The sequence below is a fragment of the Streptomyces sp. NPDC050121 genome, from assembly GCF_044460385.1.
GTDB classification, from domain to species: Bacteria; Actinomycetota; Actinomycetes; order Streptomycetales; family Streptomycetaceae; genus Streptomyces; species Streptomyces soliscabiei.
Window position 1 is genome coordinate 44,001 of the sequence record NZ_JBITJV010000035.1, and the last position, 23,869, is coordinate 67,869.

The 23,869-nt window shown below is 71.7% G+C and carries 28 protein-coding genes and 1 pseudogene; 13 read left to right on the plus strand and 16 right to left on the minus strand.

All coding sequences use genetic code 11. The features are described from left to right. Positions 1-18: 18 nt before the first annotated feature. Positions 19-414 (plus strand): hypothetical protein, encoded by a 396-nt coding sequence (locus ACIBTS_RS37440; protein ID WP_399325147.1) that lies wholly within the window; start codon positions 19-21, stop codon positions 412-414. A 200-nt stretch (positions 415-614) separates the two neighbouring features. After that, positions 615-1,208 (plus strand): DUF4291 domain-containing protein, encoded by a 594-nt coding sequence (locus ACIBTS_RS37445; RefSeq protein ID WP_399325148.1) that lies wholly within the window; start codon positions 615-617, stop codon positions 1,206-1,208. Positions 1,209-1,247: 39 nt separating this feature from the next. Here ACIBTS_RS37445 and ACIBTS_RS37450 read toward each other — a convergent pair whose 3' ends face one another. After that, on the minus strand, positions 1,248-1,490 hold the full coding sequence (locus tag ACIBTS_RS37450) for a DUF4291 family protein (protein ID WP_399325149.1): 243 nt from the start codon (positions 1,488-1,490) through the stop codon (positions 1,248-1,250). Positions 1,491-1,600: 110 nt separating this feature from the next. Here ACIBTS_RS37450 and ACIBTS_RS37455 point away from each other — a divergent pair, with 110 nt between their 5' ends. Both ACIBTS_RS37455 and lnt read left to right on the plus strand, forming a co-directional pair. Continuing rightward, positions 1,601-2,074, plus strand: coding sequence for a nuclear transport factor 2 family protein (locus ACIBTS_RS37455; protein ID WP_399325150.1), 474 nt, complete (start codon positions 1,601-1,603; stop codon positions 2,072-2,074). A 73-nt stretch (positions 2,075-2,147) separates the two neighbouring features. Then, complete coding sequence (gene lnt / locus ACIBTS_RS37460; protein WP_399325151.1) at positions 2,148-3,755, plus strand: apolipoprotein N-acyltransferase; 1,608 nt, start codon at positions 2,148-2,150, stop codon at positions 3,753-3,755. Here lnt and ACIBTS_RS37465 read toward each other — a convergent pair. Further along, positions 3,673-4,584, minus strand: a complete 912-nt coding sequence (locus ACIBTS_RS37465; RefSeq protein ID WP_399325152.1) for a Gfo/Idh/MocA family protein — start codon at positions 4,582-4,584, stop codon at positions 3,673-3,675. The two genes, lnt and ACIBTS_RS37465, sit on opposite strands and share 83 nt — an antisense overlap. Before the next feature lie 179 nt (positions 4,585-4,763). Between ACIBTS_RS37465 and ACIBTS_RS37470 the strand changes: the two genes are divergently transcribed. Next, positions 4,764-5,276, plus strand: coding sequence for a DinB family protein (locus ACIBTS_RS37470; protein ID WP_399325153.1), 513 nt, complete (start codon positions 4,764-4,766; stop codon positions 5,274-5,276). 161 nt (positions 5,277-5,437) lie between these two features. Beyond that, the gene (locus ACIBTS_RS37475; protein ID WP_399325194.1) at positions 5,438-5,866 is read left to right on the plus strand and encodes a hypothetical protein; all 429 of its coding nucleotides are present in this window, start codon (positions 5,438-5,440) and stop codon (positions 5,864-5,866) included. Here ACIBTS_RS37475 and ACIBTS_RS37480 read toward each other — a convergent pair. The 7 genes from ACIBTS_RS37480 to ACIBTS_RS37510 form a co-directional block, all read right to left on the minus strand. Further along, complete coding sequence (locus ACIBTS_RS37480; RefSeq protein ID WP_319672638.1) at positions 5,854-6,321, minus strand: hypothetical protein; 468 nt, start codon at positions 6,319-6,321, stop codon at positions 5,854-5,856. The two genes, ACIBTS_RS37475 and ACIBTS_RS37480, sit on opposite strands and share 13 nt — an antisense overlap. 124 nt (positions 6,322-6,445) lie before the next feature. After that, a complete protein-coding gene (gene ung / locus ACIBTS_RS37485) occupies positions 6,446-7,129 on the minus strand; it encodes a uracil-DNA glycosylase (protein ID WP_399325154.1) in 684 nt (227 codons plus the stop codon). 78 nt (positions 7,130-7,207) lie between these two features. Next, positions 7,208-8,791, minus strand: a complete 1,584-nt coding sequence (locus ACIBTS_RS37490; protein ID WP_399325155.1) for an ABC transporter substrate-binding protein — start codon at positions 8,789-8,791, stop codon at positions 7,208-7,210. 219 nt (positions 8,792-9,010) lie between these two features. Beyond that, a complete protein-coding gene (locus ACIBTS_RS37495) occupies positions 9,011-9,766 on the minus strand; it encodes an SDR family oxidoreductase (protein WP_319672636.1) in 756 nt (251 codons plus the stop codon). A gap of 13 nt (positions 9,767-9,779) precedes the next feature. Continuing rightward, positions 9,780-10,541, minus strand: coding sequence for a 3-oxoacyl-ACP reductase FabG (gene fabG / locus ACIBTS_RS37500; RefSeq protein WP_399325156.1), 762 nt, complete (start codon positions 10,539-10,541; stop codon positions 9,780-9,782). A gap of 155 nt (positions 10,542-10,696) precedes the next feature. Further along, the gene (locus ACIBTS_RS37505; RefSeq protein WP_334583112.1) at positions 10,697-11,113 is read right to left on the minus strand and encodes a DUF3037 domain-containing protein; all 417 of its coding nucleotides are present in this window, start codon (positions 11,111-11,113) and stop codon (positions 10,697-10,699) included. Then, positions 11,110-11,865 (minus strand): HipA family kinase, encoded by a 756-nt coding sequence (locus ACIBTS_RS37510; RefSeq protein WP_399325157.1) that lies wholly within the window; start codon positions 11,863-11,865, stop codon positions 11,110-11,112. Before ACIBTS_RS37510 ends, ACIBTS_RS37505 begins: the two co-directional genes overlap by 4 nt. Before the next feature lie 192 nt (positions 11,866-12,057). On the opposite strand from ACIBTS_RS37510, the gene ACIBTS_RS37515 reads away from it, so the two are divergent. Continuing rightward, positions 12,058-12,561, plus strand: coding sequence for a Rieske (2Fe-2S) protein (locus tag ACIBTS_RS37515; protein WP_399325158.1), 504 nt, complete (start codon positions 12,058-12,060; stop codon positions 12,559-12,561). 25 nt (positions 12,562-12,586) lie between these two features. On the opposite strand, the gene ACIBTS_RS37520 is transcribed toward ACIBTS_RS37515, so the two are convergent. Further along, complete coding sequence (locus tag ACIBTS_RS37520; RefSeq protein ID WP_399325159.1) at positions 12,587-13,210, minus strand: isochorismatase family cysteine hydrolase; 624 nt, start codon at positions 13,208-13,210, stop codon at positions 12,587-12,589. Positions 13,211-13,331: 121 nt separating this feature from the next. On the opposite strand from ACIBTS_RS37520, the gene ACIBTS_RS37525 reads away from it, so the two are divergent. Then, entirely contained in the window at positions 13,332-13,799 is a 468-nt protein-coding gene (locus ACIBTS_RS37525) for a pyridoxamine 5'-phosphate oxidase family protein (protein WP_319672631.1), read from the plus strand. Positions 13,800-13,829: 30 nt separating this feature from the next. Here the strand turns inward: ACIBTS_RS37525 and ACIBTS_RS37530 are convergent, their stop codons facing one another. Then, positions 13,830-14,732: a LysR family transcriptional regulator gene (locus tag ACIBTS_RS37530; protein ID WP_399325160.1), complete on the minus strand. Its 903-nt coding sequence runs from the start codon at positions 14,730-14,732 to the stop codon at positions 13,830-13,832. Between the two features lie 74 nt (positions 14,733-14,806). Between ACIBTS_RS37530 and ACIBTS_RS37535 the strand changes: the two genes are divergently transcribed. Continuing rightward, positions 14,807-15,775 (plus strand): DMT family transporter, encoded by a 969-nt coding sequence (locus tag ACIBTS_RS37535; protein WP_399325161.1) that lies wholly within the window; start codon positions 14,807-14,809, stop codon positions 15,773-15,775. A gap of 16 nt (positions 15,776-15,791) precedes the next feature. Here ACIBTS_RS37535 and ACIBTS_RS37540 read toward each other — a convergent pair whose 3' ends face one another. Then, positions 15,792-17,126 carry an aminotransferase class I/II-fold pyridoxal phosphate-dependent enzyme gene (locus ACIBTS_RS37540; protein ID WP_399325162.1) on the minus strand — a complete coding sequence of 445 codons (1,335 nt, stop codon included), beginning with the start codon at positions 17,124-17,126 and terminating at the stop codon, positions 15,792-15,794. Positions 17,127-17,161: 35 nt separating this feature from the next. Between ACIBTS_RS37540 and ACIBTS_RS37545 the strand changes: the two genes are divergently transcribed. Both ACIBTS_RS37545 and ACIBTS_RS37550 read left to right on the plus strand, forming a co-directional pair. Continuing rightward, entirely contained in the window at positions 17,162-17,845 is a 684-nt protein-coding gene (locus tag ACIBTS_RS37545; RefSeq protein ID WP_399325163.1) for a pyridoxamine 5'-phosphate oxidase family protein, read from the plus strand. Beyond that, a pseudogene (locus tag ACIBTS_RS37550) lies at positions 17,845-18,476 on the plus strand (FMN-binding negative transcriptional regulator). The gene ACIBTS_RS37545 and the pseudogene ACIBTS_RS37550 overlap by 1 nt, the downstream one beginning before the upstream one ends. A 25-nt stretch (positions 18,477-18,501) precedes the next feature. Here the strand turns inward: ACIBTS_RS37550 and ACIBTS_RS37555 are convergent. The 3 genes from ACIBTS_RS37555 to ACIBTS_RS37565 all read right to left on the minus strand — a co-directional run bounded on the left by ACIBTS_RS37555 (position 18,502) and on the right by ACIBTS_RS37565 (position 21,325). Next, the gene (locus tag ACIBTS_RS37555; protein WP_399325164.1) at positions 18,502-19,476 is read right to left on the minus strand and encodes a DMT family transporter; all 975 of its coding nucleotides are present in this window, start codon (positions 19,474-19,476) and stop codon (positions 18,502-18,504) included. Between the two features lie 175 nt (positions 19,477-19,651). After that, positions 19,652-20,656, minus strand: a complete 1,005-nt coding sequence (locus tag ACIBTS_RS37560) for an EamA family transporter (protein ID WP_399325165.1) — start codon at positions 20,654-20,656, stop codon at positions 19,652-19,654. A gap of 135 nt (positions 20,657-20,791) precedes the next feature. After that, positions 20,792-21,325 carry a Clp protease N-terminal domain-containing protein gene (locus tag ACIBTS_RS37565; RefSeq protein WP_399325166.1) on the minus strand — a complete coding sequence of 178 codons (534 nt, stop codon included), beginning with the start codon at positions 21,323-21,325 and terminating at the stop codon, positions 20,792-20,794. Positions 21,326-21,814: 489 nt separating this feature from the next. Between ACIBTS_RS37565 and ACIBTS_RS37570 the strand changes: the two genes are divergently transcribed. After that, positions 21,815-22,243: an SRPBCC family protein gene (locus tag ACIBTS_RS37570; RefSeq protein ID WP_079663640.1), complete on the plus strand. Its 429-nt coding sequence runs from the start codon at positions 21,815-21,817 to the stop codon at positions 22,241-22,243. 87 nt (positions 22,244-22,330) lie between these two features. Here the strand turns inward: ACIBTS_RS37570 and ACIBTS_RS37575 are convergent, their stop codons facing one another. Further along, positions 22,331-22,948 carry a PadR family transcriptional regulator gene (locus ACIBTS_RS37575; RefSeq protein ID WP_399325167.1) on the minus strand — a complete coding sequence of 206 codons (618 nt, stop codon included), beginning with the start codon at positions 22,946-22,948 and terminating at the stop codon, positions 22,331-22,333. A gap of 114 nt (positions 22,949-23,062) precedes the next feature. Here ACIBTS_RS37575 and ACIBTS_RS37580 point away from each other — a divergent pair, with 114 nt between their 5' ends. Further along, entirely contained in the window at positions 23,063-23,866 is an 804-nt protein-coding gene (locus tag ACIBTS_RS37580) for an SDR family NAD(P)-dependent oxidoreductase (RefSeq protein WP_399325168.1), read from the plus strand. Positions 23,867-23,869 lie beyond the last annotated feature (3 nt).

Here is a 23,869-nt window from a genome sequence, read left to right on the forward strand (position 1 = left end):
GTCTGTGAACGCGGCTTGATGATGTTCGCGGACACGGATGTGTTCGTGGTGACAATGGACTGGTCGGACACACCGACCGGGCCCGCGGGCTACTCGACGCCACGACCGACACTGCACCCCGAGAGCATCCGCTGGTGGACCGAGTCAGACCAGGATGACCCCGACCCGGAGTTCCACACCCACTCGCGTCTGTACGCGGACCGGCACCGGTGGAATCACGGCTGCATCGACGGGCTGTTGCGAGCAGTCGCGGACGAAAAGCTCGCCGAAGTCTTCATCGCCGACACGGAACTGCGACGCATCCACCATCCCTACGACGGGGGCGCAGACGTCATCCTTGCCACGCCCGCAGAGCGTGACCGTGTGCGTGACCGACACACAGACTGGCTTTCAAGCCACCCAGCCGGCCTCTGAGAACCGCAGTGACTCCCGTCTCTCCGGCCGACGCGCAGTGGTCTGGGAACGCTGCTCGATGGTTCAGGTTAAGTGGTGTTCACAGCTCCGAGACGGGTCCACCCTATGAATCGACGCTGCGGACGCCGATCGTCTGGGCACTGCCACCCAGGACAAAAAATCGGTGGTTACCTGAGCTGACCGAGCCCACGCTGTTCGCCATGGAAGAACCGCTCCGCAGAATCCGTGCGCTCCACACGGCGTCCACGATCACCGTCTACCAGGCGTACTCCCCTGAGATCGGACTGCTTGCCGTCCGAGACGGCCGCTTTCCGGCCGCGTGGAAGCCTGACCGCATGACGTGGATCAAGCCCAGTTTCATGTGGATGATGTACCGCTCCGGCTGGGGCACAAAGGACGGTCAGGAGACTGTTCTCGCCGTCGAGATCACTCGCGACGGCTTCGACTGGGCGCTGCGCCATGCCTGCCTGTCGAGTTACGTCCGCGGACTGCACCCCGATCGCGGCACCTGGCAGCGTGATCTCAAGCGCGCACCGGCCCGCGTCCAGTGGGATCCCGAACGCGATCTGCACCTGCGTCCCCTGCCGCACCGCTCGCTGCAACTGGGGCTCTCGGGAGAGGCATCCGCGCGTTACTCGGACGAGTGGATCGTGTCCATCAGTGACGTGACCCCGCTCGCCATCGAGATCCACGCACTCGTCAGGGACGGCGAACTGGACTCAGCTGCCCGACTGCTCCCCCAGGAGCAGAAATACCCCGCCGGTGCAGAACTCCTGGCTCACCTGTGTCCCTGACCCGACAATCCGGGCACAACCGCCGGCACCACCCACGGGTCACATGGCGACATAGGTCTGTGAACGTCGCTTGACGATCCAGGTCATGCGCTCCCGGCTCCACGTCGACGGGAAGCGGCCGGTGCGGGCCGCCGCGTCGCCGATCTCCGGGCGGTACGCCTGGTAGACGGTGAGCGTGGACTCGGTGTAGCGGGCACGGATACGGAACCTCGGTTCGGGTTCCGGCTCGACGGGTCGGTCGTTCAGGTCGTTCAGGTCGTTCAGGTCGTTCAGGTCGTTCACGGGAGCAGCCTGGCCGATCGTCCGGTGTCGGGCCACCCGATTACGTATCGATCGCCGACCGATGCCGCACAGAGCTTGGCTGAGCAGCCGCCATGCCCAACACTCGGGCCATGACGCAGCGTGTGGAGCTCGCTACCGTGCTGGACCGGCTGGCCGTCGACGGGTTGATCACCGACTACGCGGTGGCGGTCGACGACGGCGACTGGACCGCCTATCGGGAACTGTTCACGTCGGACGGGCGAGCGGACTACCGTTCGGCCGGCGGCATCGAGGGAGATGCGGGGAACGTCGCCTCATGGCTGGCCGAGAGCATGCAGGTGTTCGCGATGCGGCAGCATCTCATCGTCAATCGCCGGGTGCGGTTCGGGATCCTGGAGCAGGACACGGGCGACACGGCCCGGGTGCAGGCCGACTACGTCAACCCGATGCGGTTGGCCACGGACGGTGACGGCGACGGCTCCACGGCCGGCGCGCCCGACTTCGTCTGCGGCGGCCGGTACGCCTTCGGGCTGCTGCGGACGTACGACGGCTGGCGGGTGCGTGAGGTGGTCGTACGGGAGAAGTGGCGGCGGCTGCCGGGCTGAGCCGAAACGCGCCCTGTCGTAGATCGTCCGGGGCGCGCACACTGGAGGCACCCAGTGGGCAGGGAGGCGCCTCATGGAGATCCGGGAGAGCCGGATGACGCTCGGCCACTGGCTCACCTCCCCCAAGCGGCGTTCGGCCGTCGCGGCTCTCGCGGGCGCGCTGCCCGTGCTCGCGTTCCCGGCGCCGGCGCTGTGGTGGTGGGCCTATGTCGCGCTGGTCCCCTGGATCCTGCTGGCCCGCTGCGCGCCCACGGCGAGGCGGGCGGCGTACGACGGCTGGAGCGGCGGGTTCGGCTTCATGCTGGCCATGCATCACTGGCTGCTGCCGAGCCTGCATGTGTTCACGCTCGTCCTCGCCGTGCTGCTGGGTGCGCTGTGGGCGCCGTGGGCGTGGTTGGTCCGCCGATTCCTCGCCGAGGGCAGCCGAGGCGCCGAGAACACCGCCCCGTCCCGCGGGCGGCTGTTCGCCGCGCTTCTCGTACTGCCCTCGGCGTGGCTGGCCGTGGAACTCGTCCGTTCCTGGCAGGGGCTCGGCGGGCCCTGGGGCATGCTCGGGGCCAGCCAGTGGCAGGTGGAGCCCGCGTTGCGGCTCGCCTCCGTCGGCGGGGTGTGGCTGCTCAGCTTCCTGGTGGTGGCGGTGAACGTCGCGGTCGCCGTCCTCGTCGCCGTTCCGGCGTCCCGGGTGCCGGCCGTCGCCGGTCTCGTCGCCACCGCCGCCACGGCCTCCGCCGCCTGGATGTGGGCGCCGCGCCCCGACGTCGACGGGCGGGCCCGGATCGCGGTGGTGCAGCCGGGTGTGATCGACGGACCCGACCGGCGCTTCGACCGCGAGGAGCAGTTGACCCGTCGGCTGGTCGGGCAGGACGTCGATCTGGTCGTCTGGGGCGAGAGCAGCGTCGGATACGACCTCGCCGAGCGGCCGGATCTGGCCAGGCGGATCGCGGCGTTGTCCCGGTCGACCGGCGCCGACATCCTCGTCAACGTCGACGCCCGCCGCTCCGACCGGCCCGGCATCTACAAGAGCTCGATCCTCGTCGGCGCGGACGGCCCGACCGGCGACCGGTACGACAAAATGCGGCTGGTGCCCTTCGGCGAGTACATACCGGCCCGTTCCCTGCTCGGCTGGGCGACCTCCGTCGGCAAGGCGGCCGGCGAGGACCGGCGGCGCGGCACCGAGCAGGTCGTGATGAACGCCGGGCCCGGCCTGCGCATCGGGCCGATGGTGTGCTTCGAGACGGCCTTCCCCGACATGAGTCGGCACCTCGCCGAGGACGGCGTGGACCTGCTGGTCGCCCAGTCCTCGACCTCCACCTTCCAGCAGAGCTGGGCACCCGAGCAGCACGCCTCGCTGGGCGCGCTGCGCGCCGCGGAGACCGGGCGGCCGTTCGTGCACGCCACCCTCACCGGCGTCTCCGCCGTGTACGACGCGAGCGGCCGGCGTCTCGGCTCGTGGCTGGGCACGGAGGCGAGCACGACGGCCGTCTACGACGTCCCGCTCGCCGACGGCGTCACCCCGTACGTCCGCTATGGCGACTGGCCGGTCCACCTGGCCCTGTTGGTGCTCGCGGCCCTCGGGGTCACGCAGGGGGCGCGGGCGGTCAGGCTGCGGCGGAGCGGTCCTGCACCGCTCGGACCACCCGCTCGCACAGTTCGTGAGTCGCCAGCGCGTCCCGGGCGCTGAGCACCTTTCCCGCACGTACGGCGTCCAGGAAGGCGAGGACCGCCTGCTCGATGCCGCGCTGGCGGGCCACCGGCACCCAGTCGCCACGCCGCCGCACGGTCGGCTGCCCCTTGTGGTCGATCACTTCGGCGAGGTTGACGACCTGGCGCTTGGTGTCCTGCCCGGACACCTCCAGGATCTCCTCGTTCGAACCGCTGAGCCGGTTCATCACGCCGAGCGCGGTGAAGCCGTCTCCGGCGAGCTGGAGGACGACGTGGTGCAGCAGTCCGTCCTCGACGCGGGCCCGCACGGTCACGTCGTCGACCGGGCCGGGCACGAGGAAGCGCAGGGTGTCGACGACGTGGATGAAGTCGTCGAGGATCATCGTGCGGGGTTCCTCGGGCAGCCCGATCCGGTTCTTCTGCAGGAGGATCAGCTCGCGCGGATGGTCGGCGCACTGCGCGTAGCCGGGCGCGAGCCGCCGGTTGAAGCCGACGGCGAGGGAAGTGTTCCGCGCTTCCGCGAGCCTCACGAGCCGCTCGGAGTCGGCGAGTTCGTAGGCGAGGGGCTTGTCGACGTACGTGGGGACGCCCGCCTCCAGCAGCCGGGTGACGATCCCGGGGTGGGCGGCGGTGGGCGCGTGCACGAATGCCGCGTCCAGTCCGACGGCGAGGAGCGCGTCGAGGTCGCGGTGGCGCTGCTCACGGGACAGGCGCAGGGTGTCGGCGACCCGGTCGAGGGTGGCCGGGGTGCGGGTCTGCAGGTGGAGCTCGATCCCGGGCAGTGCGCCGAGCACCGGCAGATACGCCTTCTGCGCGATGTCACCGAGCCCGATGCAGCCGACCTTCACGAGCGCTCCCTCACTGCCTGCCCCGCAGGTCGCGGCCTGCCCGCCTGCCACTGCCCGACTCACCTGCGCGTGCCTGTGCGTACCTGCACGGCAGCATACGGCCCCTCCTCGTCACCTCGGCAGGCCCGGCAGCGGAAAATCGCTGGTGGCGGCGGGTCGGCCGGGGTGACCATGCGGGGATGACGACGCAGCGCACCGAGCCCGCCCAGAACGCCGACGAACGCACCATGTTGGAGGGGTGGCTGGACTACCACCGGCAGACCTTGGCAGGGAAGTGCGAGGGCCTCACCGACGTCCAGTTGCGCACCGCCTCGGTGCCGCCGTCCAAGCTGTCCCTGATGGGCCTGGTGCGGCACATGGCGGAGGTGGAGCGCAGTTGGTTCCGCAGGGTGCTGGTCGGGGACGGCGCGGCGCCGATCTACTACAGCGACGAGGACCCGGACGGCGAGTTCCACCTCACCGAGCAGGACACCTGGGCGCAGGCCCACGCCACCTGGCAGGCCGAGATCGAGGTCGCCCGGCGGCACGCGGCCGGCTTCGCCCTGGACGAACTCTCGCGCGGCCGGAGCAGGTTCACCGACGAGCCGTTCAGCCTGCGCTGGATCTACACCCACATGATCGAGGAGTACGCCCGGCACAACGGCCACGCCGACCTGATCCGCGAGCGCGTCGACGGCGCGACCGGCGACTAGGACCCGCACGTCAACCCGGCCTTCCCCGCACCCTCGTACGGGGTAGGAGATCACCCGTGCGGGGCAAGCTCCCCTCGTCCGCCGTCGCTCGGGCGGCCGTGACCGCCAAAGTGGCGCGGGTGCATCGAACGACGACGGCCACCGCGACGCTCCTGGTCACCATGGCCTTCTCGGCCCTCGCCGGGTGCGTGACGCTCCAGCGCCCGCCCGCGCCCGGACCGGCCGTGGCGGCGTCCCCGCCCTCCCCGCCGTCCGTGCCGCGGCCGGAGGGGCGGCCCAGGACGCAGGTCGTGCAGGCTCCGGCCCGGGAGGCGCTGGCGCTGGTCGGGCCGTCCCCGAAACCGCGGCCCACGGTGCCGGCGCAGCGTCGGCAGCCGGCGACCGCGCAGGAACCCTCGTCCCGTTCCCGTCCGCACCACCCCCGGCCGGCCCCCACCGAGCCCCGGCGGGGCGCACGGCCGCGCGTGGAGATCCCGGACGGGGCGGAGGCGCGCGGGAACACCGATGTGTGTGCGCTCGGCAGGAAGTACGGCGGCTGGCAGCGGGACAGCCCGGAAGCGGTGATCTGCGGACAGACCTACGGGCGGTGAGGCCCCTCCCCCAGCTGTAGCTCCAGCCTGCTGATCGCCGCCCGTACGCCGTCGCCGTAGCTGTCGTCGCGCAGGGCCACGGCCGCCGTGCGGGCCCGGCGCACATGGGTGCGGGCGGCCTCGGCGCGGCCGAGTTTCACATAGTCCGCGGCCAGGTTGAGGTGCAGCGACGGATAGAGCGCCCGGGCCTCGACCGACCCCTCGTGTTCCTCCTCCGCCGCCGTCAGCGCCCGCAGGTCCCAGGCCAGCTCGTCCGAGGGGTCGTCGTGGGTGTCGGCCAGGTAGTGGGCGAGGGTGCAGCGGTGCAGCGGGTCGCCGTCCTCGCCCAGCTCCCTCCACAGGTCGAGGAGGCGGTGCCGGGCCTCCTCGCGGTCTCCCCCGTGGTGCAGCATCACGACCTGCCCGATGCGCGTCAGCAGGGCGTCCGGTGTCGTCCGCCCCTGTCGCTCCGCCACCGCATCCTCCTTACGTCCCGGGACGACGCCGCGTCCTCGGGACGACGCTAACGGCAGCCGCCGGCAATCCCGGTCAGGCGGCACCGGACCGGCCCGCGGAGGGACCGGCCCGGCGGCAGCGCTCTCAGATCAGGTTCGGGATCGTCCAGTCGATCGGCTCGTGACCCTGCTGCGCGACGGCCGCGTCGATCTGCGTGAACGGGCGGGAGCCGAAGAACTTCTTCGCCGACAGCGGGGAGGGGTGCGCGCCCTTGACCACGATGTGCCTGCTCTCGTCGATGAGCGGGAGCTTCTTCTGCGCGTAGTTGCCCCACAGCACGAACACGGCCGGGTCGGGCCGGTCGGCCACGGCGCGGATCACCGCGTCCGTGAACTTCTCCCAGCCCTTGCCCTTGTGCGAGTTCGCCTCCCCGGAGCGGACCGTGAGGACCGCGTTGAGCAGCAGGACGCCCTGCTGCGCCCACGGCATCAGGTAGCCGTTGTCCGGGATGGGCGTGCCCAGCTCCGCGTGCATCTCCTTGTAGATGTTGCGCAGGGACGGCGGGATCTTCACCCCGGGCCGCACCGAGAAGCACAGGCCGTGCCCCTGGCCCTCGCCGTGGTACGGGTCCTGGCCGAGGACGAGCACCTTCACCCGCTCGTACGGCGTCGCGTCGAGTGCGGCGAACACCTCCTCGCGCGGAGGGTAGACGGGGCCCTTCGCCCGCTCCTCCTCGACGAACTCCGTCAGCTCCTTGAAGTAGGGCTGCTGCAGTTCGTCGCCCAGAACCCCGCGCCAGGACTCGGGCAGCATGGCGATGTCGGTCACGTCAACGTCCTTCGGTGTGCGGTCGCTTCAGATGACAGAACCTACAGGCGACCACTGACAATCGACGCGGCCGGCCGCTCACCAGCTGGTTTTGCGGGACAGCTCCCACACCATCATGATCGTCGACGGGTCCAGGGAGCGTTCCCCGCCCGAGACGTCCTCGGAGGAGGCGATGTACTGCTTGCCCTGCCACAGCGGCAGCAGCCGGGCGTCGTCGACGAGGATCTGCTGGGCCTCCTCGAAGTCCTTGGTCACGTTGGCGCGGTCGCTCTGCTGACGGGAGTGCGGCAGCAGCACCTGGGTGATCCGCTGGTCCGGGTACGGCGTGCCGAGGGCGTTCTGCTCGCCGACGAAGGGGGCGATGAAGTTGTCGGCGTCCGGGAAGTCGGGGGCCCAGCCGCGCCCGAACACCGGGTACTCGCCGTTCTGGTAGCCCTTGACGTAGGCGTTCCAGGGGCGGCTCTTGAGGGTGACGGAGAACAGGCCCGAGGCGTCCAGCTGGCTCTTGAGCTCCTTGAACTCCAGGCCGGTGTCGGAGCCGTAGCGGTCGGTGGTGTACCAGAGGGTCAGCGGGACGGGCGTGTTGATGTCGGCGTCGCTGAGGATCTTGCGGGCCTTCTTGGTGTCCGGGTCGCCGAAGACGTCGAAGAACGCGGTGGTGTGGCCGGTCAGGCCGGACGGGACCATGGAGTACAGCGGGTCGACGGTGTCCTTGTAGATCTTGTGGGCGATCGCGGCGCGGTCGACGACCTGGGCGACGGCCCGGCGCACGGCGAGCTTGTTCGACACGGGGTCCTTGGGGTTGAACACCAGGTAGTTGATGTTGCTGCCGGCGGCCTCGATGAGCTGCAGGCCATCGTTGGCGGCGCCCTTGCCCTCCAGGTCGACGATGTCGTCGGCGGCGAGCCCCTGGTAGGTGATGTCGATGTCCTTGGCGCGCAGGGCCTTGACCATCTCGCCGGAGTCCTGGAAGTAGCGGATGGTCACCGCGTCGTTCTTGCGGTCGGCGAAGCCCTTGTAGTTGTCGTTGCGCACGAGGACGGCCTGCTTGCCCTCGTCGTAGGAGTGCAGCCGGTACGGCCCGGAGCCGACGACGCTGTCGTCCTTGCGCAGGGACCTCGCGGGGTAGTCGTCGGGGTCGACCAGGGACATGCCGGGGGTGGCGAGGACGAAGGGGAAGGTGGCGTCGGCCTTGTTGAGCCGGAAGATCACCTCGTGCTCACCGTTGGTCTCCACGCCGGCGAGGCTGCCCAGCAATCCGTTGGGACCGGTGATCGCGTTGATCGTCCTGATCCGGTCGATCGAGTACTTCACGGCCTTGGCGTCCAGCTTGTCCCCGTTGGAGAACTTCAGGCCGTCGCGCAGTTCGCACTTGTAGGTGCGGTTCGAACTGTCGGTGAACACACAGGACTTGGCGGCGTCCGGCTGGGGGTCGGTCGCACCGTTGGGGTAGCTCAGCAGGGTCTGGTAGATGTTGCGGAACAGCTCCCAGGAGCCGTCCCAGGCGGCGGCCGGGTCCAGCGTGCTGGGAGCGCTGGTGGTGCCCACGACGATCGGCCCGGCGTCGTCGGAGCTCTCCTGCCCCAGGAGGCTGCACCCGGCCACCAGGGATATGGACACGATCGCCGCCATCTGCTGCAAGGATCGGTTCCGGTTGAACACGCGCACGCTCCTCGATCTGCCATGCCAAGGGTTGGCAGACCATACCGCAGCGAAAGATGGCGTGAACCAGCGCCTGTGGAGCGTTCTTGATCACTCTGGGTATGACGACGTTGTCATCCCCGTGCACGATGCGCACATGTCGTCATTTACGACGGCACGGGCACCGTTTCCGTCAGGGAAACGGCGCCCGTGCTCGCGTACAGTGGGCCAGGGCCTGCCCTACGCCACGCCGGCGTTCAGGAAGATGCCGCCGTCGACGACGAGGGTCTGGCCGGTGATCCAGTCCGACTGCTCCGAGGTGAGGAACGCGGCGGTGCCGCCGATGTCGGAGGGCACGCCGAGCCGGGCCAGCGGGTAGGCGGCGGCCGCCTCCTCCTCGCGGCCCTCGTACAGCGCCTGGGCGAACTTGGTCTTCACCACGGCCGGGGCGATCGCGTTGACCCGCACGCGCGGCGCGAACTCGTGCGCCAGCTGCTGGGTCAGGTTGATCATCGCGGCCTTGCTGATGCCGTACGCGCCGATGAAGGGCGACGCCGAGAGCCCCGCGACGGAGGCGATGTTGACGATCGCGCCGCCGTTGTCCTTCTGCCAGGCGTGCCAGGTCTTCTGCGCGAAGCCGAGCGCGGAGACCACGTTGGTCTCGAAGACCTTGCGGGCCACGTCCAGGTCGAGATCGGCGATCGGCCCGAACACCGGGTTCGTGCCGGCGTTGTTGACCAGGAAGTCGACGCGGCCGAAGGCCTCCATGGTGCGCTCGACGGCGGCGGCCTGGTGCGCCAGGTCGTGCGCCTTGCCGGCGACGCCGATGACCCGGTCGGCGCCCAGCTGTTCGACGGCCTCCTTGAGGGCGTCCTCGTTGCGGCCGGTGATGCAGACCCGGTCGCCACGGGCGACGAGGGCCTCGGCGACGCCGTAACCGATGCCGCGGCTGGCGCCCGTGACCAGGGCGACCTTGCCGGAGAGTTCCACAGTCATGATTCCCGGTTCCCTAGTCGAGCGGTCCGCCGGCCACGTACAGCACCTGGCCGGAGACGAAGCCGGCGGCCTCGCCCGTGAAGAAGGCGATCGCGTTGGCGATGTCGTCGGGCTCGCCGACGCGCGCGACGGGGATCTGGGTGGCGGCCGCGGCCTTGAACTCCTCGAAGCCCATGCCGACCCGGGCGGCGGTCGCGGCGGTCATGTCGGTGGCGATGAAGCCGGGGGCGACGGCGTTGGCGGTGATGCCGAACTTGCCGAGCTCGATGGCGAGGGTCTTGGTGAAGCCCTGCAGACCGGCCTTGGCGGCGGAGTAGTTGGCCTGGCCGCGGTTGCCGAGCGCCGACGAGGAGGACAGGTTGACGACACGGCCGAAGCCGGCGTCGACCATGTGCTTCTGGACGGCCTTGGTCATCAGGAACGAGCCGCGCAGGTGCACGTTCAGGACCGTGTCCCAGTCCGAGGCGCTCATCTTGAACAGCAGGTTGTCGCGGAGCACGCCCGCGTTGTTGACGAGGATCGTCGGCGCGCCGAGCTCCGCGACGACGCGGGCGATCGCCGCCTCGACCTGGGCCTCGTCGGAGACGTCCGCGCCGACCGCGATCGCCCGGCCGCCGGCCGCGGTGATCTTCTCCACGGTGTCCTTGCAGGCGGCCTCGTCGAGGTCGACGACCGCGACCGCGCGGCCCTCCGCGGCCAGTCGTACGGCGGTGGCGGCTCCGATGCCGCGCGCCGCGCCCGTGACCACGGCGACCCGCTGCTCAGTGGTGGACATTGCTGGTTCTCCTCGCCCTTGAGAAAGCCTGTTGCGCCCCGGGGGTGGGCGCTCGATGCGCCCGACTGGTGAGCGACCGCTTAGTACCTTCGGCAGACGTGACGCTAGAAGCCCTGGCACCCGGTGTCAACGCCACACGTCGCCGGTGTGATCCATTACCTCACCAGCAGGTCCAGCAGCCGCTCCGTCTCGGCGGCCGGATCGGCGGTCAGCCCCGTGTGCACCGGGCCCGGCTGGACGATCGTCGAGCGTGGCGCGATCAGCCAGCGGAAGCGGCGGCCGGCGTCGTCAACCGCCGCCTGCCCGGCCGACGCGCCGCCCGCGCACACGCCCTCGACCGCCCGCAGGGCGGCCCGCACCCCGGCCACGTCCGCCTCCGGGTCCAGCGCCAGCAGCTTCGCCTCGTCGAGGTGGGTGCGGGCGCCCACGTAGTCCTGGCCGCGGCAGTAGACCAGCACCCCCGCGTTGATGCACTCGCCGCGCTCGACCCGTGGGACGACGCGCAGCAGGGCGTACTCGAAGACGTCCCGGTCGCCGCCCTGGCCCGGCCTGATGATGTGGCGCTCGGTCACTCGGTCCCCTTGATGCGGTCGTGGATGACGGCGGCGCGCGCGAGGAGCGGTGCCGCGTAGGCGCGCCGGAGCGAGTCCGGGGTGTCGAAGCCGGGTTCGCCCGTCAGCCAGACGTCGGGGATCTCGGCGGTGACCTCGGCGAGGAGGTCTGCGGTGATCCGCGGGGCCAGCTCCGCCGCCGCGGCCTCGACGTCCGGGCCGAAGGGGGCGAGCGCGTGGTCGGAGGCGTCGTAGGGGCGGGCCGCGGAGGTCTCGGCGGTGGGCCAGTTGTGCTGCCAGATCATGGTGGCGCCGTGGTCGATGAGGACCAGCTCACCGCGGTGCACCAGGAGGTTGGGGTTGCGCCAGGACCGGTCGACGTTGTTCACCAGCGCGTCGAAGAAGACGATCCGGCCGGCCTCCTCGGGGCTCACCCAGAACGCCAGCGGGTCGAAGCCGAGGGCGCCGGAGAGGAAGTCCATGCCGAGGTTGGTGCCGCCGCTGGACTTCAGCAGCTCCTGGACCTGCTGGTCGGGTTCGCCGAGACCCAGCAGGACGTCGAGCTCGACGGTCACCAGACGGGGCACCCGGAAGCCGAGCCTGCGGGCGAGTTCGCCGCAGACGACCTCCGCGACGAGCGTCTTGCGGCCCTGGCCGGCGCCGGTGAACTTCATGACGTACATACCGAAGTCGTCGGCCTCGACGAGTCCCGGCAGGGAGCCGCCCTCACGCAGGGGGGTGACATAGCGGGTCGCGGTGACTTCCTTGAGCATCGCCCCAGGTTACTGGGCCTGCGGCGATGCACGGCCGACAGCTTGGCGACAGCTCTGGCTTACGCCGCGCTCATGCCGAACGGGTCAAGATCTCGACACTGTCCGGACTCGGCACGGGCGCTGAACAAGCGGTGCCCGCGGCTCGTACCTCTCGGCAGATCCACGCGACCCCCCTGGAAGGGAACCCCCAGCATGACCAGCGCATCGATCAAGTCCGCGTCGGGGCCTGCCCGCCGTACCGTCGTGGCAGCCGCCGGAGCCGCGGGGCTCGCCGTGGCGCTGACCGCGTGCGGAGGCTCCGACGACGACTCGTCGAGTTCGTCGTCGTCGGCCGGCGCCTCGGGTTCCACCGGCTCCACCGAGGCCGCGAGCACCGGCGGCACGGGCGGCGGCGACAACGCCGGGGCCGGCGCCGCGCTCACCAGGACGGCCGACATACCCGAGGGCGGCGGCAAGGTCTTCGCCTCCGAGAAGGTGGTCGTCGTCCAGCCGACGGCGGGTACGTACAAGGCCTTCTCCGCCGTGTGCACCCACCAGGGCTGCGCGGTGAAGTCCATCTCCGACGGCGTGATCAACTGCCCCTGTCACAACAGCAACTTCTCGATCGCGGACGGCAGCGTGAAGAGCGGGCCCGCACAGAAGCCGCTGCCCGAGGTCAAGATCAACGTCAGCGGCGACTCGATCACCCTGGCCTGACGGCCCGTCCGCTTCAGAGGGTTCATCAAAGGCAGGCCAGCACCTCGTCCGTGGTCGCGACCGTGGCGACCAGGGAGAGGGTGTGGCGGATCATCGCGGGGGTGTAGTCGGCCGGCACCCCCGCGACGGCGTCCGAGGGCACCACGGCCGTGTAGCCCCGGTTGACGGCGTCGAAGACGGTGTTGGGGATCGCCACGTTGGCCGAGACCCCGGTGACGACGAGCGTGCGGCAGCCCAGGTTGCGCAGCAGGGGGTCCACGTCGGTGCCCTGGATCGGGGACAGTCCGTGCAGCCGCCGTACGACGAGATCGGCCTCGGCGACCTGGATCGGCGGCGCGACGCGGACGGCGGCGGTGCCGGTGAGCTGCTGGACGGGCAGCCGTTCGGCGGCGCGGAAGAGTCGGGCGTTGCGGGCGGCGCCCCGGCCGTCGGGGCGGCGTTCGGCGATGGCGTGGATCACCTGGACGCCGCTCTCGTGGGCGGCGTCGACCAGCCGGGCGATCCGGTCGAGGACGCCCGACTCCCGTGCCTCGCGGGCGAGTTCGGGCAGCGCGGCGTCCGGTCCGACGACTCCCTGCTGGCACTCCACCGTGAGCAGGACGGTGCTCGCGGGGTCGAGGAGCTCGCTGAGCACGTCGTACGAGGACACGGCTCCTCCTGAAGTCGCTGTGGGCGGGCGACACTAGTCACCGTTGCCTGGAGAAGGAAGAAGAACCATCCTTTTCTGACGCAACGTCAAATTTCAAGACAGCACAAGAAATGGGGGCCGGATGACCGTCACTCAGCGCCGGGGCCGGAAGATCATGATGACGCCGGGCGAGCTGGACGCGTTCCTCACCGTCCACCGCACCTGTCGCGTCGCGACCGTGTCCACCGACGGCGCCCCGCACGTCAGCGCCCTGTGGTTTCTCTGGGACGGCACCGCGCTGTGGCTGTACTCGGTCGTGCGCAGCAAGCGCTGGACGGACCTGCGCCGCGATCCCCGGGTCGCGATCGTGATCGACACCGGCGAGGAGTACGACGCGCTGCGGGGCGTCGAGCTGTCCGGCGCCGTGGAGTTCGTGGGCGAGATCCCGCGCACCGGGCAGCTGTGCGCTGAACTCGACGCGGTGGAGACGCTGTTCGCGCGCAAGAACTTCGGCCTGGACGCGATGCCGCACGACGGGCGGCACGCGTGGGTGCGGCTGAAGCCGGAGAAGATCGTGTCCTGGGACTTCCGCAAGCTGGGCGGCGCGTAGCCGGGCGGCGCACAGAACCGATCGGCCGGCTCAACTCACGAACTCCCCGGCCGCCTTGAGCGCCTCGACCGCCGCCCGGATCGACGGGCGGCGGTCGGCGTCCGCCCGCCAGACCACGTACACATGCCGGCGCACCCGCTGCCGCAGCGAGACCGTCACGACCCCCTCGGGCATCGGGTGGCGTCCGAGCAGGGGGGCGATGCACACTCCCAACCCAGCGGCCACCAGCCCGAGTTGGGTGTGCGTCTCGGCCGCCCGGTGGCCGACGATCGGTTCGATGCCCCGCGAGCGCAGGGTGAACATCAGCCACTCGTGGCAGAACTCGCCCTCGCCCCAGGTGATCCACTCGTCCTCGGCGAACTCCCCGAGGTCCACCTCGCCCCGGCCGGCGAGCGGATGCCCGGCCGGCATCGCGACCTCGGCGGGGTCGTCGAGGATGGGCGCCTTGACCAGCCCGTCCGGAATCGGCATCGGCTTGTTGTACCAGTCCAGGACGACGGCGAGGTCGAGGTCGCCGCGCACGACGCCGGCGATCCCGCGCTCCGGCTCCAGCTCGCACGAGCGCAGCCGCAGCCCCGGGTGCGCCTTGCGCAGTTCGGCGAGCGCGACGGGAAACAGTCCGCGCGCCGCCGTCGGGAACGCGGACAGCCTCAACTCCCCGACCACCTGCCCGCGTTGGGCCTCCAGATCGGCCTGTGCGAGCTCGACCTGCGACAGGATCCGGCCCGCGTGCTCGGCGAGCAGCCGCCCCGCGTCCGTCAGCCGCACCCCCCGCCCGCGCTTGGCGAGCAGTTGCTGCCCGACCTCCCGCTCCAGCTTGGCCAGCTGCTGCGAGACGGCCGACGTGGTGATGTGCAGGCCCATGGCGGCCCCGCTGACCGATCCGTGCCGGGCGAGGGCGTCGAGGGTGCGCAGGCGCTCCAGGTTCAACATGTAAGCAATGCTACGAGGTACCGCTCGAAAATTCTCGATTGTGCTAAGCGGTAAGTCTCGGCACCCTTGACCCCATGACCACCGCCACGCCCCCGGCCGGCCCCCGCTCGTCCTCCCCCGAAGCCTGCGAAACCCCCGCGCCGGCGGGCGCCTCCGGCCACCCCCGCCGCGCCCTCGACTGGCGCCTGCGCTTCGGCGCGCTGTCGCTGATCTGGGGTTTCAGCTTTCTGCTGATCAAGGTGGGCACCGAGGGCTACGCCCCGTTCCAGGTCACCCTGGGCCGGCTGCTGTTCGGTACGACGGTGCTGGCGGCCGCGATGGCGGTCAAGCGGGAGCGGCTCCCGCGCGGCGCGCGCACCTGGGCGCATCTGACGGTGTCCGCGTTCCTCCTCAACGCCCTGCCCTTCTCCCTGTTCGCCTACGCGGAGCTGACGATCCCGTCCACTCTCGCCGGCATCTGCAACGCGACCTCACCGCTGTGGGGCATGGCCCTGTCCCTGGTGGCCCTGTCGGAGGACCGGCCGACCCGGCTGCGCGTCGCGGGCCTGGGCCTCGGCTTCCTCGGCGTCCTCACGGTGCTGGGCGCCTGGCAGGGCTTCCACGGCCTGGACGCGCGGGGCACGACCCTGGCCCTGCTGGCCTCGCTCAGCTATCCGATCGGCTGGATCTACCTCCGCCGCACCCTGGCGCACACCGGCTCCTCGGCCCTGTCGATGACCGGCGCGCAACTGTTCCTGGCCACCGTGCAACTGGCCGTGGTCACCCCGCTGTTCACCACCTTCCCGACCCACTTCCCCGTCGTTCCCCTGCTCGCGACGGCCGCCCTGGGCGCGCTCGGCACGGGCCTCGCCCTCCTCGTCCAGTACGGCCTGGTCGCGGAGGTCGGCCCGACGACGGCCCAGATGGTCACGTACTTCATCCCGGTCATAGCGACGGCGGCGGGAGTCGCCCTGCTGGGCGAACACCTGAGCTGGTCGACCCCGGTGGGAGCGGCCATAGTCCTGGCAGGAGCAGCGCTGACCCAGGCCAGGGGCACGTCGTGAGCACGGGCGAGGTGTCTCACCCGGCGTAGTTCCGCAACGGCGACGACCCGACCGCCGAGGCGATCACCTCCGCCAGCGCCTCGGTCTCCTCCTGCGTCAGCGTCGACACCGTGATCCGGATCCCCGGCGGCGACGCGATCCGGAACCGCGCCCCGGGCGCGACCGCCCAGCCGGCGTGCAGCAACCGGGCGACGGCCCCCGTCTCGTCCGGCACGGGAACCCACACGTTCATCCCACTGCGCCCCCGCGCCTCGACCCCCCGCCGAGCCAGGGCGGCGATCAGCGCGTCACGTCGGCCGCCGTACGCAGCCGCCACCGCCCGCGCGTCGACCGCGCCGTCGGCCGTCAGCCGCAGCACCGCCCGCTGGATGATCCGGCTGACCCAGCCGGGCCCCAGCCGCTGCCGCCCACGGACCCGGTCGAGCGTGACGTCGTCCCCGGTGAGGACGGCGAAGCGCAGGTCGGGCCCGTACGCCTTGGCGGCCGAGCGCACGAAGGCCCAGTGCCGGGTGACGCCCGCCAGGGGGTGCAGGGGGAGGTCGACGATCCGATGCCCGTGGTCGTCCTCGACGAGCAGGGTCCCCGGGTGTGCCCGCAGCACCAAGCGCAGGGCACGCGCGCGTGCGGCGCTCACCGCCGCGCCGGTCGGGTTCTGCGCCCGGTCGGTGACGATCAGGGCGCGCGCCCCGGCCTCCAGAGCCCGGCGTACGTCGTCGGGCAGCGGTCCCTCGTCGTCGAGGCCGACCGGCACGGTGCGCAGCCCGAGCGCCGGCACGAGGTCGAGCAGCGAGCCCCACCCGGGATCCTCGACGGCCACGGTGTCGCCGGGCCTGAGATGCGCGGCGAGGACGCGCTCGATCGCGTCCAGGGAGCCGGAGGCGACGGCCACGGGTCCGGCCGGCACGCCGTCCGCGTCCAGTTCGGCCCGGGCCAGCCGGGCGAGCTCGGGTTCGACCGGCGCGTGCCCGTACAGAACCGGCTCCCGGTCGCCCTGCGCGGCGGCCCACGCGAACGCCGGTGCCAGCGGTGGCAGCAGAGCCGTGTCCGGATTGCCGGCCGCGAGGTCCCGCACGCCCTCCGGCGCCTCCACCCGGATGGCCTCCCGCCCGGTCGTGGCGGGCTTGGACCGCACCCGGCTGCCCCGGCGGCCGTCGGTCTCGATCACCCCGCGCTCACGCAGGGTGCGATAGGCGGCCGCGACGGTGTTCGGGTTCACCTCCAGCGCCGTCGCCAACTCCCGCATGGGGGGTAGCAGTTGCCCCGGACTCAGCTCACCCGCACCCACCGCCGCCTCGATGCTCGCGGAAATGTCTGCTGCGCGCCGACCTCTGATCGGATACTCTCCTAGCACAAAGCCTATTATGCACTAGTGCAATGGAGAGCGCCATGCAGGGGTCCCCGGAGACGACGACACAGGCCGCCGGCTACCTTCCGACCGACCGTACGATCCCCACCCGGAGCGCGGAACGGGCCTCCTACGACAAGGATCTGGTGCACGCGATACTCGACGAGGGCTACGTCTGCCACCTCGGCTTCGTCCGCGACGGCGCGCCGGTGGTGCTGCCGACGCTGTACGGCCGGGTCGGCGAGACGCTCTATGTGCACGGCTCGACGGGGTCGCGTCCGCTGCGGATGACGGGACAGGCGGACCCGGGGCTGGCCGTGTGTCTGACGGTCACGCATGTCGACGGTCTGGTGCTGGCCCGCTCGGCCTTCCACCACTCGATCAACTACCGCTCGGTCGTGGTGCACGGCATCGCCCACGACGTCACGGACCCGCAGGAGAGGCGGACGGCGCTCGACGCCCTCGTCGACCACGTCGTCCCGGGCCGGGCCGCCGACTCGCGCCCCGCCAACAAGAAGGAACTGGCGGCGACCGCGGTGATCCGCCTCGATCTGAACGAGGTCTCGGCCAAGACCCGCACGGGCGGCGTGAACGATGAGCCGGAGGACCTCGCCCTCCCGCACTGGGCCGGCGTGCTCCCGCTGCACAAGGGCTACGGCACGCCCCTGCCGGAGGCCGACCTCGCACCCGGCACCGAACTCCCCGACTACCTCACGGCGTTGTGATGCTCATCCATCCCTGGGACGCGCCTCGCGAGGACGCCGAGTGGCAACAGTGGCTGTCCGTCCAAGACTTCGGCCAGCCCGCCGTCAACGGGCCGCCGGGGAGCCCCCGTTCGTCCATCCCCTGCACTTCGCCTACGACCCCGACGCGAGCGAGGCCGTCACCCACCTGGCCCGGCCCAACCCGCTGTGGTCCGCCCTGCAGGCGAACCCGACGGTGACACTGAGCGTCGTCGACGATCATGTCTTCGTCCCCGGCCCGTGGCAGGCACCGCCGGGCGCCCCCGCCGAGCACGGCACCCCCACGAGCTTCTACACGGCGGTCCAACTCGGCTGCACGGCGCACATCGTGGACGAGCCGGCCGCCAAGGCCGATCTGCTCCACCGCCAGTTGGGCCACTTCCAGCCAGAAGGCGGCTCGGCCCGGCCCACGGTCGGCGAGGAGCCGTACGGCCGCATGCTCTCCGGCATCCGAGGCATCCGGCTCGAAGTGACCGCCGTACGGGCGAAGTTCAAGTACGCGGCCCACCGGCCGCCCGAAACCCAGGACCGCATCGCCACGGGCCTGGCCGCCCGCGGCGGCCCGGGAGACGCGGTGGCCCTCACCCACCTCCTGCGCCGCCGCCGGACATGACGGCGCGGGGGCCGGGCGGCTTCCGTCAGGCCGGCGCCGGACCGGCGGCCCGTGTCTCCGCGAGGGCCAGGCCGGCGACCGAGGCCAGCATCAGCAACGTGCCGGTGAGGGTCGTGGCGGTGAGGCGTTCGCCGAGGAGGCCGACGGCCAGCACCACCGCGCTCACCGGTTCGAGGAGCATGATCACGGAGACGGTCGCGGACCGTACGACGGCCGCGCCCGCGAAGTAGAGGGCGTAGGCGAGAGCCGTGGGCACCGCCGCGATGTACGCCAGCAGCGCCAGCACGCGAAGGGGTTCGGCGCTGTGCGGCACCAGCCCCTCGACCAGGGCGAACGGCAGCAGACACAGGGCGGTGACGGCGAACGCCCCCACGGTGGTGGCGGAGGCGTCCGCGTCGCCGTCGCGGCCCCAGCGCCGGGTGAGCAGGGTCATGGCGCTGTACCCGGCCGCGGACAGCAGCGCGAGCAGCACACCTCGGGGATGGACGGCCGAGCCACCGCGGCCGGCGAACAGCACCCCCAGTCCGGCGAGCGCCCCGGCGACGGCGAGCACCCCGCCGCGACCGAGCCGCTCCCCCAGGGTCAGCCGGGCGCCCAGCGCGATGAGGACGGGCCCCGCACCGAGGGTGACGACCGTCGCCACGGCCAGTCCGGTGTCGGACACGGCCGCGAAGTACGCCGTCTGGAAGAGCGCGAGGCCCAGGCCAGTGACCGTGGTCCGCCGGGCCCTGCGGCGCAGCAGCCCGGGTGCCGGCACGGGCACCGTGGTGGTCGCGGCGCGCGGGCGCAGCAGGGGTCGGACGGCCAGCAGCACGACCAGCCCGGCCGCGCAGCGCCAGAACGACAGGGCGACGGCGCCCAGGTCGCTGGTCCGGTAGACCAGCGAGGCGGCGGCGCCGGCCGTACCCCAGGCGGCGCCCGCGACGATCAAGTAGAGCAGGGCCCGCCGGACGGGCAGGGAGACAGAAGCAGAGCCTGAAAGGCCGGAAAGGGGGGACACGCGTTCTCTCCGCACAGAAGGTCGGGAAGGGACCGCCGCATGGGCAGCGGTCCGCGGACTTCTTCTGCGGGCAGCACCGTTGCGCCCGGCGGCAGGTGCCGAGCGTGCTCAGGAGGGCCCGCCTCAGGCGGCCGGAGGCGGAAGAACGAGTGCGTTCGAAGGCATGATCGGCACCCTAGGCGGCCGTGCCGCGGGCCGACAACTCCCTTTCGGGCCCGCCGGCGGCCACCGGCTCCGGGGAGCCCTTGGCGGGAGCGGACGACTGCGCGATGAACGCGCCGAGCAGTACCACCGCGCCGCCGACGATCTGCGGCGCCGAGAGATGCTCGCCGAGCAGCACCCACGCGAGGACGGTCGCGATGACGGCCTCCAGACAGGCCACCACGCCCGCCACCTGCGGGGAGAGCCGGCGCACGGAGAGCACGCCGGTGACGTACGCGACGACCGTCGCGATCAGCACGATCCAGGCGAGCAACAGCCAGGCGGGGACGTCGGCGCCGTTCATGCCGGCGGTGTGTGCGAGCACGCCCCAGTCCATGCCCCACGGGCGGGCGACGACGGTCAGCACGACGGAGCCCACGAGGAGGCCGTACGCGATGACGCCGAGGGGGTCGGGGGCGTCGTCCCCCGAGTCGCTGCCCTGGTCGGACAGGACGAAGTAGCCGACCTGGCAGCAGGCCGCGGCCAGCGCGAGCAGCAGTCCCACGGCGTCGAAACTCAGCCCCGACCAGACCTCGACGACACAGGCCAGCCCGCCCACCGCGAGGACCACGCCGAGCGCGGCGGCACGCGTCACCGGCCGCCGCTGCACGAACCGCACCCAGCCCAGCACGAGGGCGGGCGCGAAGTACTCCACGAGCAGCGCGACGCCGACCGGGATCCGGGATATCGAGGCGAAGTAGAACGCCTGCACTCCGGCCACGCCGAGCAGACCGAACCCGGCGAGCAGCACGGGCCGGGTGCGCAGCAGCGCGCGATGGCGCACGGCGAGGGGCAGCATCACCAGGGCCGCGCCGGTCACCCGCAGCCACACCACGTGCAGCGGGTCCAGGCCCGCCTCGATCAGCGGCTTGGCCGCGACCCCGGATCCGCCGAAGGCGACGGCCGACCCGACCGCCAGACCGAGCCCGAGGCCCTTCCCGCGGTTTCCCTGACTGCTCACAGACGTATGCACCGGCACATGATGACAGGCGACGACATGAGCGTCACCCCCGTTGACACCTGTCTCATCGGCTGGACGGGCCGGACCGGGCGAGCGGGCGGGTCGTGCGGGCGGGCGTCGTCCAGGCGGGCGGGCGGGGGGACGGAAGTCCGCTCAGTAGGCGGGGCCGCCGCCCCCGGCACACGCCTCGTGGCCGCCCAGGCCGCCCTCGTCGCGCTCCTCCAGGCCGTCCTCGATCCGTGCGCGCAGCTCGTACACGTCGACGCCGGCATGGGTGAGGACCTCGACGGCCCGCGCCTGCGGATCCGCGACGATCGCCGCGAGCAGGTCGACGCCCCGGGCCGGCGCGCCGTCACGCCGGTCGGCCCGCGCGCACGCGTGCTCCAGCGCGGCCGCGGCCAGCGGAGAGAAGCCCTCGGCGACGGTCACGACGGGCAGCGCCCCGGAGTCCTCGACACCGCTCTGCCAGCGCAGGCCGTAGCCGATGCTGCGCTGGACGAGGTAGCCGAGCAGCCGGGCGAGCTGGGGTCCGCCGTCGAAGGCCGCGCGGGTTCGGGGGTCGTGCTCCAGGAGCGAGTGCAGGACGTGGGCGGTGTCGATCTGCCGGTCGCCGTCCCGGACCGCCCGTCTGCGGGCGGCGGCGAGCGCCGCCGCGGGCTCGGCGCCGAACCGGGGATCGTCGTCCATGGCGTGTGCCGCCTGTTCGCGGGGCGACTGCCGGGGAATGCGGGGTTGCACATCCCTACCCCATCAGTCCCGGCAGGGCGCCGTCATCCCCGGAAGGAAGCATCTTCGGGTCCCACGCAGAGCGGAGCGGGGACGGCGGAATCTCCTCCCTACGGATGAGATTGGGCCGTTTCGCCTTCAGGGGCGCGCGCCGCCTTGCCGCCCGCCCCGCACGCAACCACCGAGCCCCGCCCGAACGTCCCCCACGGACATGGAGAGCGGGTGCCGGCTGGTGGCCCTGCAGGCGATCGACGGCCGGCAGTACGTCTAGGGACGTGTCCGACACGGCGGTGATACGCCGGGTAGGGTGAGCTCCACGCTTTCTGACGGTTCGTCAGTATTGAATGTTCGAGGCGGTGGAGCTACGTTCCGCGACACCGCAGCCCGAGTTGGCCGACACAGAGTCCGATACGCGGTCCGACACAGAGCCCGATACGAAGAGGTGGTCGCATGGCCGAAGTCAGCGCGGAGGCACGCATCCAGGCGCCGGCCGAGAAGGTGTGGGCCCAGCTCACCGACTGGCCGACGTACGGGGAGTGGAACGCCACCCACACCAACTTCCCCGGGGGCGGCCCCGAGACCCTCGAGGTGGGCGCCACCTTCCAGGAGAACATGAAGCTGATGGGCTTCCCCGCGGAGGTCGAGTGGACGGTCGCGGAGCTGGAACCGGCCCGGGTGCTGGTCATCCGCGGCAAGGGCCCCATGGCGGTGTCCGTCGCCACGCGCTACACCCTCACCCCCGACGGCGACGCCACGAAGGTCCGCATCGACGGCGAGTTCACGGGCGCGGCCGTGTCGCTGATGGCGGGCAAGCTGAAGGACTCGGGGACGGCCGCGCTGAACGAGTCGCTGCGCAAACTGGACGGCCTGGTCGCCTGACCAAGGGCCGCACCCGGCGCACCCCGCACCCGACGGCGCCCCGCGGACGACTCCACGGGGCGCCCGGCCGCCGTCGCCCGACGGCCGTCAGTCCTCGTCGGCGAGGATGAGGTACAGCTTCTTGCGGGCGTCGTTGATGACCGTGAGCGCCTTCTCGCGCTGTTCCTTGCTGCCGGTCTTCCAGACCTGCCCGAAGGCCTCCATCAGACCGAAGCCGGCCTGGCGGATCTCACCGAGGGCCTCCCAGTCGACCCCGCGCGTGGCCTCCTCCCAGGGAGCCTCCGGGCCCTCCTCGGACGCCGTGCGCCCCTCTTCGGTGAGCGAGAACAGCTTCTTGCCGCCTTCGCTCTCGCTCGTGATCAGGCCCTCGTCCTCCAGGAGCTGCAGGGTCGGGTACACCGAGCCCGGGCTGGGCTTCCACGCCCCGCCGCTGCGCTCGGCGATCTCCTGGATCATCTCGTAACCGTGCATGGGCCGGTCCTTGAGCAGGGCCAGGATCGAGGCCCGTACGTCCCCGCGCCGCGCCCTCCCCCTGGGTCCCCCGCGCCCTCGCCCACCCCAGGGGCCGGGACCGAAGCCGCCGAAACCGGGGCCGCCGGGACCGCCGGGACCGAACCCCGGACCACCCGGACCGAAGGGCCCGAAGGCCGCACGCCGTCCCTCGCCGCGCCGCCGGTGTCCACCGTCGAATCCGTGGTCGCGCATTGCCATCACTCCGTTTCTGCCATCTCTGTTCATTCCATCGCTGATCTGTCGCGATGCGTCAACGATATATCGGAACAGTTCGCTTGGCAAGGCTCCGCCCCTTAGAGTGCGGACATGGCATCGGACGGCACTTCGCACACCGCCTCGAACGGTTACCTCTCTCAACTCTTCTCGCTGGACGGCCGGATCGCCGTGGTGACCGGCGGCAGTTCCGGCATCGGCCGGGCCGTCGCCAAGGCCCTCGCACGGGCGGGCGCGAGCGTGGTGGTCGTGGCGCGCAAGGAGGCGGAACTCGCCGCCACGGTCGACGAGCTCACGGCGGCCGGCTGCCGGGCGGCCTGGGTGAGCGCCGACCTGAGCAGCCGCGACGGGGTGCGCGCGGCGGCGGAGCGGGCGGTCGAGGCGTTCGGTGAGCCCGACATCCTGGTCAACAGCGCCGGCATCAACCTGCGACCGCCGATGGGCGAGCTGGACGAGGAGGTGTGGGACGCCACCATGGCGGTGAACCTGGAGGCGCCCTACCTGCTGGGCCGGCGGTTCGGACCCGGCATGGCCGAGCGGGGCTTCGGACGGATCATCCACATCAGCTCCCAGCAGGCGCACCGGGCATTCGTCCAGAGCGGCGCCTACGGGGTCTCCAAGGGAGCGCTGGAGTCGCTGGCCCGCTCACAGGCCGAGGCGTGGTCGCCCTACGGCGTCACCTGCAACACCCTGGTGCCCGGCTTCGTCATGACGCCGCTCAACGCACGCTTGTCGTCCGACCCGGAGCGGGTGGCGGCGCTCGCCGCGCGCACGATGGCCGGGCGCAACGGCCTGGCCGAGGACTTCGCCGGAGCCGCCGTGTTCCTGGCCGGCCGCGGCTCCGGCTACGTCACCGGACAGGCGATCTTCGTCGACGGCGGGTTCTCGGTGCACTGAGCG

Coding starts and splice junctions, on each gene's coding strand:
- ACIBTS_RS37440 (WP_399325147.1), top strand. CDS start 19: ATGATGTTCGCGGACACGGATGTGTTCGTGGTGACAATGGACTGGTCG.
- ACIBTS_RS37445 (WP_399325148.1), top strand. CDS start 615: ATGGAAGAACCGCTCCGCAGAATCCGTGCGCTCCACACGGCGTCCACG.
- ACIBTS_RS37455 (WP_399325150.1), top strand. CDS start 1,601: ATGACGCAGCGTGTGGAGCTCGCTACCGTGCTGGACCGGCTGGCCGTC.
- lnt (WP_399325151.1), top strand. CDS start 2,148: ATGGAGATCCGGGAGAGCCGGATGACGCTCGGCCACTGGCTCACCTCC.
- ACIBTS_RS37470 (WP_399325153.1), top strand. CDS start 4,764: ATGACGACGCAGCGCACCGAGCCCGCCCAGAACGCCGACGAACGCACC.
- ACIBTS_RS37475 (WP_399325194.1), top strand. CDS start 5,438: ATGGCCTTCTCGGCCCTCGCCGGGTGCGTGACGCTCCAGCGCCCGCCC.
- ACIBTS_RS37495 (WP_319672636.1), bottom strand. CDS start 9,766: ATGACTGTGGAACTCTCCGGCAAGGTCGCCCTGGTCACGGGCGCCAGC.
- fabG (WP_399325156.1), bottom strand. CDS start 10,541: ATGTCCACCACTGAGCAGCGGGTCGCCGTGGTCACGGGCGCGGCGCGC.
- ACIBTS_RS37510 (WP_399325157.1), bottom strand. CDS start 11,865: ATGCTCAAGGAAGTCACCGCGACCCGCTATGTCACCCCCCTGCGTGAG.
- ACIBTS_RS37515 (WP_399325158.1), top strand. CDS start 12,058: ATGACCAGCGCATCGATCAAGTCCGCGTCGGGGCCTGCCCGCCGTACC.
- ACIBTS_RS37525 (WP_319672631.1), top strand. CDS start 13,332: ATGACCGTCACTCAGCGCCGGGGCCGGAAGATCATGATGACGCCGGGC.
- ACIBTS_RS37530 (WP_399325160.1), bottom strand. CDS start 14,732: ATGTTGAACCTGGAGCGCCTGCGCACCCTCGACGCCCTCGCCCGGCAC.
- ACIBTS_RS37535 (WP_399325161.1), top strand. CDS start 14,807: ATGACCACCGCCACGCCCCCGGCCGGCCCCCGCTCGTCCTCCCCCGAA.
- ACIBTS_RS37545 (WP_399325163.1), top strand. CDS start 17,162: ATGCAGGGGTCCCCGGAGACGACGACACAGGCCGCCGGCTACCTTCCG.
- ACIBTS_RS37565 (WP_399325166.1), bottom strand. CDS start 21,325: ATGGACGACGATCCCCGGTTCGGCGCCGAGCCCGCGGCGGCGCTCGCC.
- ACIBTS_RS37570 (WP_079663640.1), top strand. CDS start 21,815: ATGGCCGAAGTCAGCGCGGAGGCACGCATCCAGGCGCCGGCCGAGAAG.
- ACIBTS_RS37575 (WP_399325167.1), bottom strand. CDS start 22,948: ATGCGCGACCACGGATTCGACGGTGGACACCGGCGGCGCGGCGAGGGA.
- ACIBTS_RS37580 (WP_399325168.1), top strand. CDS start 23,063: ATGGCATCGGACGGCACTTCGCACACCGCCTCGAACGGTTACCTCTCT.